This window comes from Sphingomonas lenta, assembly GCF_002288825.1.
Lineage (GTDB): Bacteria > Pseudomonadota > Alphaproteobacteria > Sphingomonadales > Sphingomonadaceae > Sphingomonas > Sphingomonas lenta.
In genome coordinates, this window is sequence record NZ_NSLI01000003.1 from 52,195 (window position 1) to 68,475 (window position 16,281).

General features: G+C 69.4%; 21 protein-coding genes. 14 read left to right on the forward strand and 7 right to left on the reverse strand.

Going from position 1 to position 16,281, the window contains the following annotated elements; all coding sequences use genetic code 11:
• Positions 1-65 precede the first annotated feature (65 nt).
• From CKY28_RS07465 to hemE, 5 genes are all read right to left on the reverse strand, one after another.
• A complete protein-coding gene (locus CKY28_RS07465) occupies positions 66-734 on the reverse strand; it encodes a TerC family protein (protein WP_095997737.1) in 669 nt (222 codons plus the stop codon).
• 248 nt (positions 735-982) lie between these two features.
• Positions 983-2,239, reverse strand: a complete 1,257-nt coding sequence (rho, locus tag CKY28_RS07470) for a transcription termination factor Rho (protein WP_095997738.1) — start codon at positions 2,237-2,239, stop codon at positions 983-985.
• 164 nt (positions 2,240-2,403) lie between these two features.
• Positions 2,404-2,763, reverse strand: a complete 360-nt coding sequence (locus CKY28_RS07475) for a G protein-coupled receptor family protein (protein WP_095997739.1) — start codon at positions 2,761-2,763, stop codon at positions 2,404-2,406.
• A 15-nt stretch (positions 2,764-2,778) separates the two neighbouring features.
• Positions 2,779-3,222: a CopD family protein gene (locus CKY28_RS07480; RefSeq protein ID WP_095997740.1), complete on the reverse strand. Its 444-nt coding sequence runs from the start codon at positions 3,220-3,222 to the stop codon at positions 2,779-2,781.
• A 1-nt stretch (position 3,223) separates the two neighbouring features.
• On the reverse strand, positions 3,224-4,249 hold the full coding sequence (gene hemE, locus CKY28_RS07485) for a uroporphyrinogen decarboxylase (protein ID WP_095997741.1): 1,026 nt from the start codon (positions 4,247-4,249) through the stop codon (positions 3,224-3,226).
• A gap of 314 nt (positions 4,250-4,563) precedes the next feature.
• On the opposite strand from hemE, the gene CKY28_RS07490 reads away from it, so the two are divergent.
• From CKY28_RS07490 to CKY28_RS07540, 11 genes are all read left to right on the forward strand, one after another.
• Positions 4,564-5,403: a pyruvate, water dikinase regulatory protein gene (locus tag CKY28_RS07490; RefSeq protein ID WP_095997742.1), complete on the forward strand. Its 840-nt coding sequence runs from the start codon at positions 4,564-4,566 to the stop codon at positions 5,401-5,403.
• A complete protein-coding gene (locus CKY28_RS07495) occupies positions 5,400-5,990 on the forward strand; it encodes a Maf family protein (protein WP_095997743.1) in 591 nt (196 codons plus the stop codon). Before CKY28_RS07490 ends, CKY28_RS07495 begins: the two co-directional genes overlap by 4 nt.
• Positions 5,991-6,032: 42 nt before the next feature.
• Positions 6,033-6,848 (forward strand): shikimate dehydrogenase family protein, encoded by an 816-nt coding sequence (locus CKY28_RS07500; RefSeq protein WP_095997744.1) that lies wholly within the window; start codon positions 6,033-6,035, stop codon positions 6,846-6,848.
• Complete coding sequence (coaE, locus tag CKY28_RS07505; protein WP_095997745.1) at positions 6,845-7,450, forward strand: dephospho-CoA kinase; 606 nt, start codon at positions 6,845-6,847, stop codon at positions 7,448-7,450. Before CKY28_RS07500 ends, coaE begins: the two co-directional genes overlap by 4 nt.
• A 7-nt stretch (positions 7,451-7,457) precedes the next feature.
• A complete protein-coding gene (gene dnaQ / locus CKY28_RS07510; protein ID WP_095997746.1) occupies positions 7,458-8,162 on the forward strand; it encodes a DNA polymerase III subunit epsilon in 705 nt (234 codons plus the stop codon).
• A 12-nt stretch (positions 8,163-8,174) separates the two neighbouring features.
• Positions 8,175-8,777, forward strand: coding sequence for a ribosome hibernation-promoting factor, HPF/YfiA family (hpf, locus tag CKY28_RS07515; RefSeq protein ID WP_095997747.1), 603 nt, complete (start codon positions 8,175-8,177; stop codon positions 8,775-8,777).
• Positions 8,778-8,980: 203 nt separating this feature from the next.
• Positions 8,981-9,448: a PTS sugar transporter subunit IIA gene (locus CKY28_RS07520; protein WP_095997748.1), complete on the forward strand. Its 468-nt coding sequence runs from the start codon at positions 8,981-8,983 to the stop codon at positions 9,446-9,448.
• Positions 9,426-9,890: a PaaI family thioesterase gene (locus CKY28_RS07525; RefSeq protein WP_095997749.1), complete on the forward strand. Its 465-nt coding sequence runs from the start codon at positions 9,426-9,428 to the stop codon at positions 9,888-9,890. Before CKY28_RS07520 ends, CKY28_RS07525 begins: the two co-directional genes overlap by 23 nt.
• Positions 9,887-10,225, forward strand: coding sequence for a DUF1491 family protein (locus CKY28_RS07530; RefSeq protein WP_095997750.1), 339 nt, complete (start codon positions 9,887-9,889; stop codon positions 10,223-10,225). The genes CKY28_RS07525 and CKY28_RS07530 overlap by 4 nt, the downstream gene beginning before the upstream one ends.
• A gap of 205 nt (positions 10,226-10,430) precedes the next feature.
• Positions 10,431-11,030: a cell wall hydrolase gene (locus CKY28_RS07535; RefSeq protein WP_245841708.1), complete on the forward strand. Its 600-nt coding sequence runs from the start codon at positions 10,431-10,433 to the stop codon at positions 11,028-11,030.
• Positions 11,031-11,312: 282 nt separating this feature from the next.
• Complete coding sequence (locus tag CKY28_RS07540; protein ID WP_095997752.1) at positions 11,313-11,804, forward strand: MmcB family DNA repair protein; 492 nt, start codon at positions 11,313-11,315, stop codon at positions 11,802-11,804.
• On the opposite strand, the gene CKY28_RS07545 is transcribed toward CKY28_RS07540, so the two are convergent.
• Positions 11,801-12,415 (reverse strand): ankyrin repeat domain-containing protein, encoded by a 615-nt coding sequence (locus CKY28_RS07545; RefSeq protein ID WP_095997753.1) that lies wholly within the window; start codon positions 12,413-12,415, stop codon positions 11,801-11,803. The genes CKY28_RS07540 and CKY28_RS07545 overlap by 4 nt on opposite strands.
• Before the next feature lie 64 nt (positions 12,416-12,479).
• Between CKY28_RS07545 and CKY28_RS07550 the strand changes: the two genes are divergently transcribed.
• The 3 genes from CKY28_RS07550 to CKY28_RS07560 are packed head-to-tail and all read left to right on the forward strand — an operon-like array spanning position 12,480 to position 14,160.
• Positions 12,480-13,064 (forward strand): SCO family protein, encoded by a 585-nt coding sequence (locus tag CKY28_RS07550; RefSeq protein WP_095997754.1) that lies wholly within the window; start codon positions 12,480-12,482, stop codon positions 13,062-13,064.
• Positions 13,061-13,489 carry a YcgN family cysteine cluster protein gene (locus CKY28_RS07555; protein WP_425442489.1) on the forward strand — a complete coding sequence of 143 codons (429 nt, stop codon included), beginning with the start codon at positions 13,061-13,063 and terminating at the stop codon, positions 13,487-13,489. The genes CKY28_RS07550 and CKY28_RS07555 overlap by 4 nt, the downstream gene beginning before the upstream one ends.
• Positions 13,486-14,160, forward strand: a complete 675-nt coding sequence (locus tag CKY28_RS07560) for a M48 family metallopeptidase (RefSeq protein ID WP_095997756.1) — start codon at positions 13,486-13,488, stop codon at positions 14,158-14,160. The genes CKY28_RS07555 and CKY28_RS07560 overlap by 4 nt, the downstream gene beginning before the upstream one ends.
• Here the strand turns inward: CKY28_RS07560 and CKY28_RS07565 are convergent.
• Positions 14,136-16,199, reverse strand: coding sequence for a transglycosylase domain-containing protein (locus CKY28_RS07565; protein WP_095997757.1), 2,064 nt, complete (start codon positions 16,197-16,199; stop codon positions 14,136-14,138). The genes CKY28_RS07560 and CKY28_RS07565 overlap by 25 nt on opposite strands.
• Between the last annotated feature and the right edge of the window lie 82 nt (positions 16,200-16,281).

Consider the following 16,281-nt stretch of genomic DNA (forward strand, 5'->3'; position numbering starts at 1 on the left):
GTAGCTGCGCTACGCCGGCCGAGCTTGGGCGAGTCTTGCGCCAGGGTGGCGCAAGCCGCCCTGCGCTAGGCGAACAGCGACGTCAGCCCCGTTCCCGGCTCCACGATCCCGTCATAGATCATCTTGCCGGCCACATAGAGGATCACCGCCAGGCCCACATAGGCGATCCAGCGGTACCGCTCGATATACCGCGCGATGAAGTTGGCCGCGATGCCCATCAACGCCACAGACAAGAGCAGGCCGACCACCAGGATGCCCGGATGATCGCGCGCCGCGCCGGCGACCGCCAGCACGTTATCCAGGCTCATGCTGACGTCCGCCACCGCGACTGCCCAAGCGGCGCCCGCGAAGCTCTTGGCGGGCCTCAGCGCCTCCGTCTCGTCGCCCTGCACCTCGGGCGAGCCGTGCCCGCCGGGTTGCCGCAGCTCGCGCCACATCTTCCACGACACCCACAGCAGCAGCAGCCCGCCCGCGAACACCAGCCCCACGATCTGCAGCAGCTGCGTGACGATCAGCGCGAAGAAGATGCGCAGCACCAAGGCGGCGATGATGCCGATCAGGATCACCTTCTTACGCTGATCGGCCGGCAGCCCGGCCGCGAGCGCGCCGACGACGATCGCGTTGTCGCCGGCCAGGATCAGGTCGATCCAGAGGATCTGCACGAACGCCCAGAGCGCGGAGGGCGAGGTGATGTTGGAGAAATCGGTGACGATTGATTGCCAGAGCTCAGACATGGCCGGGCTTTAGGCGGGGTAAGCGCATAGCGCTACCCCGACGAAAACCGGCCCGGCCGGCGGGGCTACAGCCCCGTCCGACGACGCGGCTTCGCCGCGGCGCCGATCCACGTGCCCTCACACCTCTGTACAGGAAACCACCCCTCAAGCAGCGCCGCGGCGAAGCCGCGTCGTCGGTCGCGAGCAGGCTCGCGCCGGCCGAGCTTGGGCGTCTCGCGCGCAGCTCCGCTGCGTGCGTGCGCCCGGCGCTACTGATTCATGCTGGCGAAGAAGTCCTCGTTGGTCTTCGAGTCCTTCATCTTGTCGAGCAGGAACTCCATCGCGTCGATCGTGCCCATCTGCATGAGGATGCGCCGGAGCACCCACATTTTGGACAGCTTGGCCTTGTCGACCAGCAGCTCCTCCTTGCGCGTGCCCGACTTACCCACGTCGAGCGCCGGGAAGATGCGCTTGTCCGCCACCTTACGGTCAAGCACAATCTCCGAGTTACCCGTGCCCTTGAACTCTTCGAAGATGACCTCGTCCATGCGGCTGCCCGTGTCGATCAGCGCGGTGGCGATAATCGAGAGCGAGCCGCCCTCCTCGATGTTGCGCGCCGCGCCGAAGAAGCGCTTCGGGCGCTGCAAAGCGTTCGCGTCGACGCCGCCCGTCAGCACCTTGCCCGAGGACGGGACGACCGTGTTGTAGGCGCGTCCGAGGCGCGTGATGCTGTCGAGCAGGATCACGACGTCCTTCTTGTGCTCGACAAGGCGCTTGGCCTTCTCGATCACCATCTCGGCAACTTGCACGTGCCGCGTCGCGGGCTCATCGAAGGTCGACGACACCACCTCGCCGCGCACCGAGCGCTGCATGTCGGTGACCTCCTCCGGCCGCTCGTCGATGAGCAGCACGATCAGGAACACCTCCGGATGATTGTCGGTAATCGCCTTGGCGATGTTCTGGAGCAGCACCGTCTTACCCACGCGCGGCGGCGCGACGATGAGGGCGCGCTGACCCTTGCCCTGGGGACTGACGATGTCGATCACCCGCGCCGACTTGTCCTTGACCGTCGGGTCCTGCGGGTCGAGCGTCAGCTTCTGCTCGGGGTAGAGCGGCGTCAGGTTGTCGAAATTGACGCGGTGGCGTACCACCGACGGATCGTCGAAATTGACGCTTACGAGCCGCGTCAGCGCGAAATAGCGCTCGCCGTCCTTGGGCGCGCGGATCTCGCCCTCGACCGTGTCGCCGGTGCGCAGACCGAACTTCCTGACCTGGTTGGGCGAGATATAGATGTCGTCCGGCCCTGCGAGGTAATTCGCTTCCGGCGAGCGCAGGAAGCCGAAGCCGTCGGGCAGCACCTCGATCGTGCCCACGCCCATGATCTGGTCGCCCTGCTCGGCCTGCTCCTTCAGGATGCCGAACAAGAGATCCTGCTTCCGGAGCGTAGACGCGCCCTCGACGCCGAGCTCCTCGGCCATGCCCACCAGCTCGGCGGGCGTCTTCTTCTTCAGGTCTTTCAGGTGCATGTGGACTGGTCCGACAAGGATCGGGGGAGAGGGCTCGGGCGGGGCGGACGCGACGTCCGGCGGTTGGAGCTTGGGAAGCACGCAGGGCGAGGACCGCCCGCGGTTAGGTGAGTGACGTAAGTTTCAGCGCCGCCTTAGTCAAGCAGCCCCGCATACCACGCGTCTTACTTAGCCTTGGCATCCTGCTGCAGTTGCTGGCCGAGCGCTTGGAGTTCGCCTCCTCGCTTCTCCAAGATGGCACCGCATCGTACGGCTTCGGTCGAAAAGGCCTTGAGGGACGCCTCGTCCGTCAGCAGTCGCCGAAGCGCAGCGCGGTAGTCGAGACCGGGCATGCGCGCGTCAATGCGGCCGAGGAAATACATGGTGCCCGCCACCAGGCCCGCGCGGTCCTGCTCCTTCGTATTCCCTGTCGCAAACGCCATCACCGCCAGGCAGCGCACGTCCTCATTCTTCACCGGATCGGCGGACGCTGCAGGGGCAGCCTGGATCAGCAGGGGCGCGAGCAGGGCTGCGAACATGGTCATGGACGGGTCACTCCCTCAGAACGGCTTCACGATCACCAGCACGACGATGACCGCGATGCCGAGCGCCGGCACCTCGTTCAGCGCGCGGAGCGTCTTGTTGGACAGCGTCGGCTTGCCCGCCGCGAGCTTGCGCGAATAGCCGACCGCCCAGCCGTGATATCCGGCCAGCCCCAGCACGAACAGCAGCTTGGCGTGCAGCCACCCGTCGCTCCACGCGCCCGACATGCTGGCGAGCGCGATCCCCAGCGCGAACGTCACGATCATCGCCGGCGTCAGGATGATGCGCCGCAGCTTGGCCGTGCGATCGACCCAGCGCGCCGCGTCCGCGGCGTCGGACAGGTTCTCCTGGTGGTAGACGAGGTAGCGCGGCAGCGCGAACAGCCCCGCCATCCAGAAGATCACGAAGATCAGGTGCGCCGCCTTCACCCACAGATACGCCACCGCCAACCGCTCCCACATCTCAGCCTCGGACCCACGCGATCAGCCGCTCCACATGCGCGATCGGCGTATGCTGGTCGATCCCGTGGCCCAGGTTGAACACATGCGGCCGATCCCGCAGCGCGAACAGGATGTCGTCCACCGACGCGTCCAGCGCCTCGCCGCCCGCGATCAGCAGCAGCGGGTCGAGATTGCCCTGCACCGGCAGCCCTTCCGGCAGCGACGCGTGCGCCCAGTGCGGGTCCACCGTCTCGTCCAGCCCCACCGCGTCCACGCCCGTCTCGCGCGCGTACGCCGGCAACTTGCCGCCCGCGCCCTTGGGAAAGCCAATCACCGGCACCCCCGGGCAGCGTTCGCGCAAGCGCGCCACGATCGCCGCATTGGGCGCGACCACCCATCGCTCGAACTGCTGCGGACTGAGCGACCCCGCCCAACTGTCGAACAGCTGCACCGCCTCCACGCCCGCCTCGATCTGGCGCGCGAGATACTCGACGGTCAGCCCGACAATCGCGTCGATGATTTCGCCGAACGCCGCCTCGTCGCGATAGGCGAAGCGCCGCGTCTCGCCCTGGTCCTTCGACCCGCGCCCCGCGACCATGTAGGTCGCCACCGTCCAGGGCGACCCCGCAAACCCTAAGAACGTCGTCTCGGACGGCAGCGCCGCGGCGACGCGCCGCACCGTCCCGTACACCGGCTCCAGCCGCTCGGGCGCCCGCTCGAGCGACGAGAGCGTGGCGTCCACCAACGGCGGCTCCAGCTTCGGCCCCTCGCCTACCCCGAAGCTCAGGTCCTGCCCCAAGGCCCAGGGCACCATCAGGATGTCGGAGAACAGGATCGCCCCGTCGAACCCGAACCGCCGGATCGGCTGCAGCGTCACCTCCGCCGCGGCGTCCGGGTCGGTCGCGAGCGCCAGGAACCCGCCCTTCTCCGCCCGAAGCGCGCGATACTCCGGCAGGTACCGCCCCGCCTGCCGCATGAGCCACATGGGCGGGCGCTCGAGACGTGCACCCTTCAGCACGCCGAGCAGCTTCTTTTTGGTCGTCGACAAGGGAGGGGAGGGCCTCTCTTCTTCCGTATAAAGAAGATTCTAAAAAGGTTGTGGTGATGGTGGGCGCGTGGACGCCGGGGATTAGGCGGACGTGCCGCAATTAACAACAGGGCGGGGCGGCGCGGCCCGCGAAAAACCGCGCTCAGACGTCACCAATCAACGTTACCCACAACCTGTGGACAACTCATCCACTTGTGGGAAGCGGTGTGGACGAAGGGCCGCTTTTCCACCGCCGCCGGGCCGCTTGGCGGGCCCGACCGGTTCGGCTACCGCTCATCCCCGATTTGTCCACAGATCGACCCCAGGACCCGAGGATGAGCGGCCCCAAGCGCCTCCACCTTCACCTCTTGTCGGACTCGACCGGCGAGACGCTGGAGAACATCGCCAAGGCCGCGCTCGCCCAATATGACGGCGTCGACACGGTCCGGCACTTCTGGCCCATGGTGCGCACCGAAGCGCATCTGGAGCGCATCCTCCAGGAAATCGCGCAGAACCCCGGCCTCGTCATCTACACGCTGGTCAACGCTGCGACGCGCCGCGCGCTGGAGGGCCGCTGCCGCTCGCTGGGCCTGCCGCACGTGGCCCCGCTCGATCCCGTCAACGACGCGCTCTCCGCCATGCTCGGTCAGCAGGCCAAGGCGCGTCCCGGCCGCCAGCACGTGCTCGACGCCGCCTATTTCGCGCGCGTGGACGCGATCCAGTACACCATCGCGCACGACGACGGCGTCGCGCCGGAGGATTGGGAGGAGGCGGACGTGGTGCTGGCGGGCGTCAGCCGCTCGTCCAAGACGCCCACCTCCATCTATCTCGCCAACCGCGGCTACAAGGTCGCCAACATCCCCATCGTCGTCGAGAGCCCACCGCCCGCGATCCTGTTTACCCTCAAGCACCCGCTCGTCGTGGGGCTGACCACCAGCGCCGACCGCCTGATCGCCATCCGCCGCAACCGCCTCCTGTCGCTCAACCAGGCGACCGAGACCTCCTATGTCGAGCAGGAGGCGGTGCAGCGCGAGCTCACCTACGCACGCCGCTTGTTCGGCGATCGTGGCTGGCCCGTGATCGACGTGACCCGCCGCTCGATCGAGGAGACGGCGGCGGCGATCATCTCCTTGTGCAACGAGCGTGCGGGCACGGGCAGGGTGACAACCGAGTGAGGCTGGTGCTCGCCTCGCAGAGCGCGTCGCGCCGCGCGATGCTCGCCGCCGCCGGCGTCCCGTTCGAGGCGACGGCCGCGGGCGTCGACGAGGACGCTGCCAAGGCCGGCTTGCGGGGCAGAGGACCCCGCGACCTCGCCGACGCGCTCGCCGAGCTCAAGGCGCTGAAGGTATCCGCGCGCTTGTCCGACGCGCTGGTGCTCGGCTCGGACTCTGTCGTCGCGCTCGATGATGGTTCGCTGCTCGACAAGCCTGCCACGCGCGAGGAGGCGGCCGAGCACCTCGCCCGCATGTCGGGCCGCGTCCACGAGCTGTGGAGCGCCGCGGTGGTCGCGGAGGACGGCCGCCCCATCTGGCGCCACGTCGAACGCGCCCGAATGTTCGTCCGACCGCTGTCCTACAGCTTCATCGACGCGTATCTCGATGCGGAATGGCCGGCGATCTCCGGGTGCGTCGGCTGCTATAGGCTGGAGGGACCGGGCGTGCAGCTGTTCGACCGCATCGAGGGATCGCACTTCACCGTGCTCGGGCTGCCGCTGATCCCGGTGCTCGGCTATCTGCGCACCCGAGAGATACTGCCGAAATGATACCTATTCCGTGTCAAACACGTCAAAGTCGTCACCTTCGCTGTGGCTGAGCGCGCCTACGCCGAGGTGATCGGCTTGCCCGTCGCCCATTCGAAATCGCCGCTGATCCACGGCTTCTGGATCGACGCGCTCGGCCTCGACGCCGAGTACCGCGCCACGCGGGTCGCGCCCGACGAACTCGCCGCCTATTTCGCCGAGCGCCGCGCCGACCCGGCCTGGCGCGGCTGCAACCTCACCATCCCGCACAAGCTCGCCGCGCTCGACCATGTCGAGGACAGGGGAGGGGTGCGCGACACGATCGGCGCGATCAACACCGCCTTCCGAGCCGATGACGGGGTGCTGGTCGGCACCAACACCGACGCCGGCGGCTTCTACGCCCCGCTCGCGGGCTTCGACTTCACGGGCAAGCCGGTGACGGTGATCGGGGCGGGGGGTGCCGCCCGCGCCGTGCTGTTCGCGCTGTCCAAGATGGGCGTCGGCCCCGTCACGATCCTCAACCGCAACCCGCTCAAAGCCGCGGCGCTGCTCTCCGCCTTCAAGCTCAAGGGCCAGGCGCTCCCGCTCTCCGCCCCTGTCCCGCCCAGCGCGCTACTGGTCAACACGAGCGCACTCGGCATGACCGGCCAGCCGCCGCTCGAGCTCGACCTGTCGCCGCTCCCGTCCGACGCGGTCGTCTACGACATCGTCTACGCCCCGCTCGTCACCGACCTTCTCGCCCAAGCCCAGGACCGCGGCCTGGAGGTGGTCGACGGCCTGGAGATGCTCGTCGGCCAGGCGGCGCTCGCCTTCGAAATCCTGTTCGGGAAGGAGCCCCCGCGCGAGCGCGACGACGAACTCCGGGACCTGCTGGTCGCGTGATCACGCGCCAGATCACCCTCGGCCTGACCGGCTCGATCGGCATGGGCAAGTCGACGGTCGCCCGGATGTTCGCCGATCAGGGCGTGCCCGTGTTCGACGCCGACGCCGCCGTCCACCGCCTTCAAGGCCCCGCCGGCCGCGTCGTCGCCGCGATCGAGGCGGCGTTCCCCTCCACCACCGGACCGAAAGGCGTCAACCGCACCGCGCTCGCCGAGGCGGTGCTCGGGAACGACACCGCGATGAAGGCGCTGGAGAACATCGTCCACCCGGCCGTGGCGGAGGAACGCGCCGCCTTTCTCGACGAGCACGCGCAAGCGCCGCTCGTCGTGTTCGACATACCGCTCCTGTTCGAGACCGGCGGCGACGCGCGCGTCGACAAGGTCGCCGTCGTCTCCGCCGCGCCGGACGTACAGCGCGCCCGCGTCCTCGACCGCCCGGGCATGACCAAAGCCAAGCTCGACGCCATCCTCGCGCGCCAGCTGCCCGACGCCGAGAAGCGCGCCCGCGCCGATTTCGTCATCCCGACCGACGTGCCGTTGGAAGAAACGCGCGCCCATGTCGCCCGCGTGATCGCTTGCCTCGCCGCCGCGACGATAGGATAACGGCTCGATGCGCGAGATCGTCTTCGACACCGAAACCACGGGCCTAAGCTTCCAGGGCGGCGATCGCCTCGTCGAGATCGGCTGCGTGGAGATGGTGAACCGCGTGGAGACGGGCCGCACCTTCCACGCCTATTTCCATCCTGAGCGTTCCATGCCGCCCGAAGCCTCCGCGGTGCACGGCCTCACCGACGCGTTCCTCTCCGACAAGCCGTTGTTCGGGGTGCGGGTGGAGGAGATGCTGGAGTTCCTCGGCGACGCGCCGCTCGTCGCGCATAACGCGACGTTCGACATGAGCTTTTTGAACGGCGAACTGCAGCGCTGCGGGCGTCCGATCGTCGCCATGAGCCGCATGGTCGACACGCTGCCGATCGCGCGCTCCAGGCACCCCGGCGCCAAGCACACGCTGGACGCGCTCTGCTCGCGCTACGGCGTCGACCGCTCGCACCGCGTGCTCCACGGCGCGCTCCTCGACGCGCAGCTGCTCGCCCAGGTCTATGTCGAGCTGATGGGCGGCCGCCAGATCGGCCTGGGCCTCGTTGCGGAGGTCAAGCAAGAGGCCGCGACGCCCGTCGCGACCGCCGCGAAGCCGCGGGTTGCCCGTCCGCCGCGACATTTCGCGCCCTCGGCGGGAGAACTCGCCGCGCATCGGGCGTTCATCTCTTCCCTCGCCGACCCGCTCTGGGGAGCCGAGGCGACAACGAGCAGAACTTAACGGAGCAAAACCATGGAGATACGGGTTTCAGGCCACCAGGTGGACGTGGGCGACGCGCTCACCACGCAGGCTCAGGACCGGCTCCAGGCCATCGCCGACAAATATTTTGCGCGGGCCATCTCGGCCCAGGTCACCTTCGGCAAGGGACCGCACGACAACGGATTCACCTGCGACATCGTCGCCCACGTCATCAAGGGCCTGGTGCTGAAGAGCCGCCACGACGCCCAGGAGGCGCCGGTCGCTTTCGCCGGCGCGGCCGACCGCATCGAGAAGCAGCTCCGCCGCTACATGCGCCGGCTGAAGGACCACCACAATGTCGACGCCGCGGAGCGGATCGAGGCGGCGGTCCCCAACGACAACGCCCGCTACACGCTTTTCCAGGAGCATCGCGACGACGAGGCCGAAGCGCCCGACGCCCCGCTCATCGTCGCCGAGACGCGCACCGACGTGCCGGAAGCGAGCGTGTCGGACGCGGTGATGATGCTCGACCTCCGCAACACCACCGCCCTGTTCTTCAAGAACTCGGGAACGGGGGAGCACAATATGGTCTATCGGCGGGGGGACGGGACGATAGGGTGGGTGGAGCCGCATGATGCTCGGGCGGGAACGGCCTAGCATCGCTAGGCCGAGGTGCGGACGAGCATAAGCGAGCCCGCACCCGCCTGAGCCGGTCGGCGGGGCCGCAAGTCCCGACCGACGACGCGGCTTCGCCGCGGCGCTCAACCAGGCCGTCCCAACCTACTCTTCCCACCCACCTACCGCCGCGCTAGGGCGCGCTCCGCACCGCCGGGGCCAACCCCGGCGCGACGGGACCACGCATGACCGACCTGAGCGACCTTCTGCGGCCCGAAGCCGTCGTCACCGACATGGGCGCGGGCAACAAGAAGACGCTGTTCGCCCAGATGGCGGCGCTCGTCGCGCCCCAGGTCGAGCTGGACCCGCGCCTCGTCGCCGACCGAGTCACCGACCGCGAGCGGCTGGGCTCCACCGGCTTCGGCTACGGCGTCGGCATCCCCCATGCGCGGATCGACGGGTTGAAGCAGATCACCGGCGCCTTTGCTCGGCTGGCGCAGCCGATCGAGTATCAGGCGGTGGACGACCTGCCCGTCGATCTCGTCTTTCTGCTGCTCTCGCCCGCGGACGCCGGGGCCGAGCATCTGAAGGCGCTGGCCCGCGTCTCCCGCCTGCTCCGCGACGCGCGTTTCCTCGCCAAGCTCCGCGGCGCCGGCTCGCGCGACGCGCTCTATGCCCTGTTCACGACGGATGAGGCGCGTGACGCCGCTTGAAGGCGAGGAGGCGCACCATCGCGCGCTCGAGTCCCTCTACGCGACCGCCCCGATCAACGGGCTGTTCGAGTCCGAGCTCGAGATCGTCGCACCCGGCGTGTCGCGCATCCGCTTCACGCTCGACGAGCGCCATTTCCACGCCGCCGGCGCGGCGCACGGTACGGGCTATTTCAAGATGCTCGACGACGCGGCCTTCTACGCCGCGAACAGCCTGGTCACCGACCGCTTCCTGCTGACGACCGCGTTCAACCTGCTGTTCACGCGGCCGCTGGGCGCGGGTCCCGTCGTCGCCGAAGGCCGATGGATCAGCGGCAAGCGACGAGTGTACGTCGCCGACGCGCGGCTGGTGGACGCGTCTGGCGAGGAGGTCGCGCGCGGCACGGGAACCTTCATGCGCTCGCGCATCCCGCTGGCGACGCTGCCGGGGTATCGGGCCGCTTGAGCGAGCGGCTGCCTTCCGCGCTGCTCGCGTCCGCGCTGATCCGGCGCGTCCACGACGCCGGCGGCTTCGCGGCGGTGCGCGCCAAGGGCGATCCGGAGTCGGGCGCGTTTCTGCTGATCACGCTCGATCGCGTTAACCAAACCCGCCTGTTCGAGCGCGGTCTGGGCCCGACGGGCCATCCCACGATGATCGACTCGACTCCGGCGGATACTTCGCCGGACTCGGTCGAGTCCTATTGGCGCAAACGGCGCGATCGCGACCCGGATCTGTGGGTGATCGAACTGGATATCCCGGACGGTGAACGCTTCGCCGCTGAAACGATAGGCGCACGTTGACGGAACGGAACCGGTCCGCGAAGGCCTAACCTATCGCAATCGCGTTGTGCCGAGCCCGTGTGCGATACGGATCGGTGACGCAGTCGGGGGGCGATCCCGGACGGGTGCTGAGGGGAATGGGGCCTCTCGCTCGCACGTCCGCGAACCCACCGCACGTACGAATGGGTCGATGACGTTTTTTCAGCGCGCCGCGACGATCGCGGTCATGACTTTCACCCTCGGTGGCCTCATTTCCACCAGCAAACCCAGCCAAGCGGCCCAGATCGAGCCGTCCGCCATCAATACCGCGTCTCTCACCACGCCCGCCACCAACGCGGTCGCCCCGACGCCGGTTCCGCAGATTCTTCCGACCGTTACTCCAGAAGCGCCCGAGCCGACGCCGGCGAGCTTCGATACGCTCGACGAGGCCGTCGACGCGCACCGGGACGGCTCGGTGGAGGACGAAGAGGCGCTACGCTGCCTCGCCACCACCATCTTTTACGAGTCCAAGGGCGAGCCGCTCGCGGGTCAGCTCGCCGTCGCGGAGGTCGTGATCAACCGCGCCAAGTCCGGCCGGTTCGCGTCCGACATCTGCGGCGTCGTCAAGCAGCGAGGCCAGTTCTCGTTCGTCCGCCGGGGCGTGCTGCCCAGCGTCGACGCGGCCAACCGCATGTACAAGACCGCGGTCGCCGTCGCCAAGGTCGCGCTCGCCGACGCCTGGAAAAGCCCGGCGCCCAAGGCGCTGTTCTTCAACGGCCGCCGCGTGGGCCTGCCGGGTCGTCTGACCAAGGTCGCGCTGATCGGGAACCATATCTTCTATCGCTGAGCGCACGCGCCGAGCGAAGCTCGAAGCGAGATGCTCAAGATCGTCCGACAACCGCGCGAGCCTTCCTCGCGCGCGTCGATCGACGACGCGGCTTCGCCGCGGCGTAGCGCACACACCTAGCTGGAAGCTGGAAGCGAGACGCCCGAACCCGGCCGGCGCGGCGCAGCTGCGTCCGACGACGCGGGTAGATCTCCGCTTCGCTCCGGTCGCCTTCGGCTCGCCGCGGCGCTGCCGAGAGCGGAACACCTTGCTAGGTTCCTAAGATGTTCTAGAGCGGGCGGCATGTTGATCGAGCCGCCCGCCTCCTGCCTAGACCCGGCTACCGGCAATCTCTGCGCCGCCGACGTCGCCCGCGGCGTCACCCGCCTGTTCCTCCGTCACGACCTCACCGCCATGGAGGAGGTGCCGCTCGACAACGGCCGTCGCGCGGACCTGATGGCGATCGACGCGAAAGGCCGGATCGTCATCGTCGAGATCAAGGTGTCGCGCGCCGACCTGTTCGGCGACGGCAAGTGGCCCGACTATCTGAGCCAGTGCGACCGCTTCTACTGGGCGCTGCCCGCGGGCTTCGACCTGGGGCCGCTCGACGGGCCCGCCTTCCTGCCCGAGCGCACGGGCGTGATCGTCGCGGACCAATATGACGCGGCGATCATCCGCGAGGCGCATACCGAGCCGCTGCCCGCGCACGCGCGCAAGCGCTGCACGCTCGCCTTCGCGCGCCGCGCCGCACGGCGGTTGCTGTCGTTGACCGACCCGGAGGCGTACAGCGTCTAGAGGCGAGGGCCGGCCGCCGCGCGGCCGGTGCGCTTGGGCGCCTCCTCCAGCAGCTTGGCGAGCGCCGGGTTACGTGCGTCGCGACGCGCGTAGTCGCGCGCCGACATGCCGGCGTTGTTGTCGGTCTGGTCGGGATCGGCGCCCGCGGCGAGCAGCGCGCGCGCGATGGCGACGTCGCGGCGCTGCACCGCCAAGATGAGCGGGGTCTCGCCCGCGCCGTTGCCCAGGTTTACGTTCGCTTTGCCCGCGATGAGCACGGGCACGAGCTCGGCGTGGCCGCCCGTCACTGCCAGCAGCAGCGGCGTGGCGCCCCGCCCGTCGCGCAGATTCGGGTTCGCGCCCTTCTGGAGCAGATAGGTCGTATAGGTCTTGTCGCCGCGCTTCACGACGATATGCAGCGCGCCTTCGCCGCTGGTGATGTCGCGGGCGTTGATGATCTGGGAGCCCGGCCGGTCCACCATCGCGATCACGTCGTTGCCCTTGGCCTCGCGCACCGCCTGAAGGAACTTGTAGCTCTCCGACTGCATCTGCGCGCCCGCGGCGCCGGCGATGAAGGGCGCGACGAAGATCGCGGCTCCGACGAGGATGGCGAGGAGAGGTCTTGGCGACATGCCGTCCGTTCCCAAATAGGTGGCTTGTGTTCCCCGCCGCTATCAGATCAAGGCTGGCCCCGTCATGAACATTCGTGCCCTCCTCGCCGGCGCGGCGCTGGCCTTGTCCGGCTGCGGCGCGGCCGAGCCGCCGGAAGCGCCGCCGTTAGCGGGCGCGAGGATCGGCGGACCATTCGCGCTGACGGGCGAGGACGGCCGGACGGTCACCGACCGCGACTTGGCCGGCAAGTGGCGGGTCATGTATTTCGGCTACACCTTCTGCCCCGATATCTGCCCTACCGACGCGCAGAACATCGCGGCGGGTTTGAAGCGCTTCGAGGCCGAGGATGCGGCACGCGCCGCGAAGATCACGCCCGTGTTCGTGACGATCGACCCCGCGCGCGATACGCCCGACGTGCTCGCCCGCTTCACCGACGCGTTCCACCCGCGCATGTTGGGCCTGACCGGGAGCGCGGAGGCGATCGGCCAGATCGCGAAGGCGTACGCCGTCTACTACGCCAAGGGCGAGGCGTCGCCCGGCGGCGGCTATCTAATGGACCATAGCCGTCAATCCTACCTCATGGACCCGCAAGGCCGCCCCGTGGCGCTGATCCCGCAGGACAAGGGCGCCGACGCGGTCGCCGCCGAGCTGGAGCGCTGGGTCCGGTGACGCCTTTTTGGGAAGAGCCGCTCCACACGCTCGACCGCGCGCAGTGGGAGCAGCTGTGCGACGGGTGCGGCAAATGCTGCGTCCACAAGCTCGAAGACGAGGAGACGGGCGAGCTCCTGCCCACCAACGTCGCGTGCCGCCTGCTCGACCGCCGCACGGGCCTGTGCTCCGACTACCGCAACCGCCGCGCCTATGTGCCCGAATGCGTGCGCCTGACGGCGGGCAACGTCGCCGGGATCGAGTGGTTGCCGTCCACCTGCGCCTATCGCCTGCGCGCCGATGGCGAGCCGCTGCCGTCATGGCACCACCTCGTCTGCGGCGACCGGGAAGCGGTACACCGCGCCGGCCAGTCGGTCCGCGGCTGGACGGTCAGCGAGGACGATGTCGGCGACCTGGAGCATCATCTGGTCGATCGGGAATTGTGACCGAGCTCTTCGAAGTCGTGCGCCACCCGCGCGCACGTCGAGCGCGGCTGACCTTCGACCCGGCGAGCGGCCGCGCCAAGCTGGTCATTCCCGCCCGCGCAGCGCTCAAGCCCGCGCTCGCCTGGGCCGAGGGCAAGTCGGACTGGATCGCCGAGCAGCGCGCCCGTCTGCCGCAGCCGCGGCCCTTTGCGCCGGGAACCACGGTCGAGGTCGCCGACGAGCGGCTCGCGGTCGACTGGCGGCCCGGCCCGCGCCTCGCGGTCCGGCGCGAGGGCGACCGCCTGACGCTGGAGGGGCCGCCCGAGACGCTGCCGCGCCGCGTCGAGGCGTGGCTCAAGCGCGCGGCGCTCGACCTGCTGGAGCGCGAGACGGCGGAGTTCGCGGGAAAGGCGGGCGTGGACGTGTCCGCCGTCGCCGTCGCCGACCCGCGCGGGCGCTGGGGCAGCTGCTCCAGCTCGGGCGCGATCCGCTATAGCTGGCGGCTGATCCTGGCGCCCGGCTGGGTACGTCGCGCCACCGTCGCGCACGAGGTCGCGCATCGCGTCCACATGAACCACGGTCCCGCCTTCCACGCGCTCGTCGCCGAGCTGCTGGGCGACAATCCGGCCCCGGCGCGTGCCTGGCTGCGCGCGAACGGGGCGCGGCTTCACTGGGTCGGCAGGTCGTCCTGAGGCGGCGGGGGCGGCTCGCGGCGAGGCCGGTCGCGGCCGGTGGCGCGGTCGATCCAGTCCTGGTCGAGGCGCTGCTCGCTCGGCGCGTCCTCCCCGACCGGCGGCGGCGCGGGCGCCAACTCGGGGCCGACGGTGACGCCTTCGCCGGGCTGCGGCGTCACGGGCACGCCGTCGTCGTCGACGAACACGGCATTGTCCGGCGCGCCGAAATAGCTCTCCTCGTCGGGCTCGAGCTGCCAGTCGGGGAGCGTCACCTCCGTCTGGAACTGCTCGATCGGGCGCTTGGCGACCGCGGCGGTCATGAACTGGCGAAAGGTGCGCGCAGGCGCGCGGCCGCCGGCTAGCCCTGCTACGGGCCGGTTGTTATCGCGGCCCATCCACACGCCGGTCGTCAGGCCGCTGGAGAAGCCTAGGAACCAGCCGTCCTTGGCGGAGGTGGTCGTGCCCGTCTTGCCCGCCACCGGCCGCCCGATCTGCGCCTCGCGGCCCGTGCCGGCGTTGACGGCGGTCTGGAGCAGGTCGGTCATCTGCGCCGCGACGTAAGGGGCCACGAGCACGCGGTCGCGGTCGACCTCGTGCCGGTAGATGGTCTGGCCGTCCGCGGTCACGCGCGTGATCCCGTAGGGCACCACCGCCACGCCGTTCGCCGCCACGCTCGCGAAGGCGCGCGTCATGTCGATGAGGCGCACGTTGCTGGTGCCCAGCACCATGGACGGCTGCGTGTTGACGGGCGTGGTGATGCCGAAGCGCCGCGCCATGTCGGCGACCGTCGAGAAGCCGACCTCCTGGCCCAGCTTCGCCGCGATCGTGTTAAGCGAGTAGGCGAACGCGGTGCGGAGCGAGACGGGCCCGGAATAGCGGCGGCTGTCGTTGCGCGGGCTCCAGCCGTTGATCGTCACCGGCTCGTCGACGACGCTGTCCTCCGGCTTGCGCCCCGCTTCGAGCGCCGCGAGATAGACGAACAGCTTGAACGCCGAGCCGGGCTGCCGCTGCGCCTGCGTCGCGCGGTTGTAGATCGAGCTGACATAATCCTTCCCGCCCACCATCGCGCGCACCGCGCCGTCGCGGTCGAGCGACACCAGCGCGCCCTGGACGCCCGCGGGCGTGTTGGCGCGCACGGCCGCGTCGGCGGCGCGCTGCATCGCGGGGTCGAGCGTGGTCCATACCTCCAGCGGCGCGTCCTGCTCGTCGATCAGCACGTCGAGCTGCGGCAGCGCCCAGTCGGTGAAGTAGCGCACGCTGTTCTGCCGCGGCGGGGGCTGCAGCTTGATGGCGTCCGGATCGGCCTCCGCGGCTTGCGCCGGCGTGATCGCGCCCGTCTCCACCATGGTCTGCAGCACCACGCCCGCGCGGCCCTGCGCGGCCTCGGCGTCGGCGGTGGGCGAGTAGTTGGACGGCGCCTTGACGAGGCCCGCGATGATCGCCGCCTCCGACAGGTTCAGCCGGTTCGCGCTGTGGCCGAAGAACAATCGGCTCGCGGCGTCGATGCCGTAGGCGCCGCCGCCATAATAGACTTTGTTGAGGTAGAGCTCGAGGATCTGGTCCTTGCTGAACTTCCGCTCCAGCGCGAGCGCCAGGATCCATTCGCGGAACTTGCGGCCGAACTTCTTCTGGCTCGATAGGAACACGTTGCGCGCGAGCTGCTGCGTGATGGTGGAGCCGCCCTGGACCCAGCGCCCGCGCTCGAACCGCACCTTGACCGCGCGCGCCAAGCCGATCGGATCGACACCGGGATGGTACCGGAAGCGGCGATCCTCGACGGAGATCGTCGCCTCGCGCATGACCTGCGGGATGCGGTTGTACGGCAGCCACTCGCCGTAGCTCGGGCCTAGCGAGACGAGCAGCGAGCCGTCGGCGGCGCGCACGCGGATCATCTGGCCGTTCGGCGAGGATTTCAGCTGCTCGTAGCTCGGCAGCTGCGACCGCGTGACGTAGACCGCGATGACCAATGCGCCCAGCGCGAGCACGCCGAGCGCGATGAGAATCTGCAGCGTTCGGACGATGCGTCGACGCCAAGGCGAGCGGGTGCGAGCGGGCATGGGAGACCCGCAGGATTAGCGGGTCGTGGTTAACCGGACAAGAACGGCGAGCCGCAATAAGCGGCGAGCCCGGCCGGCGACC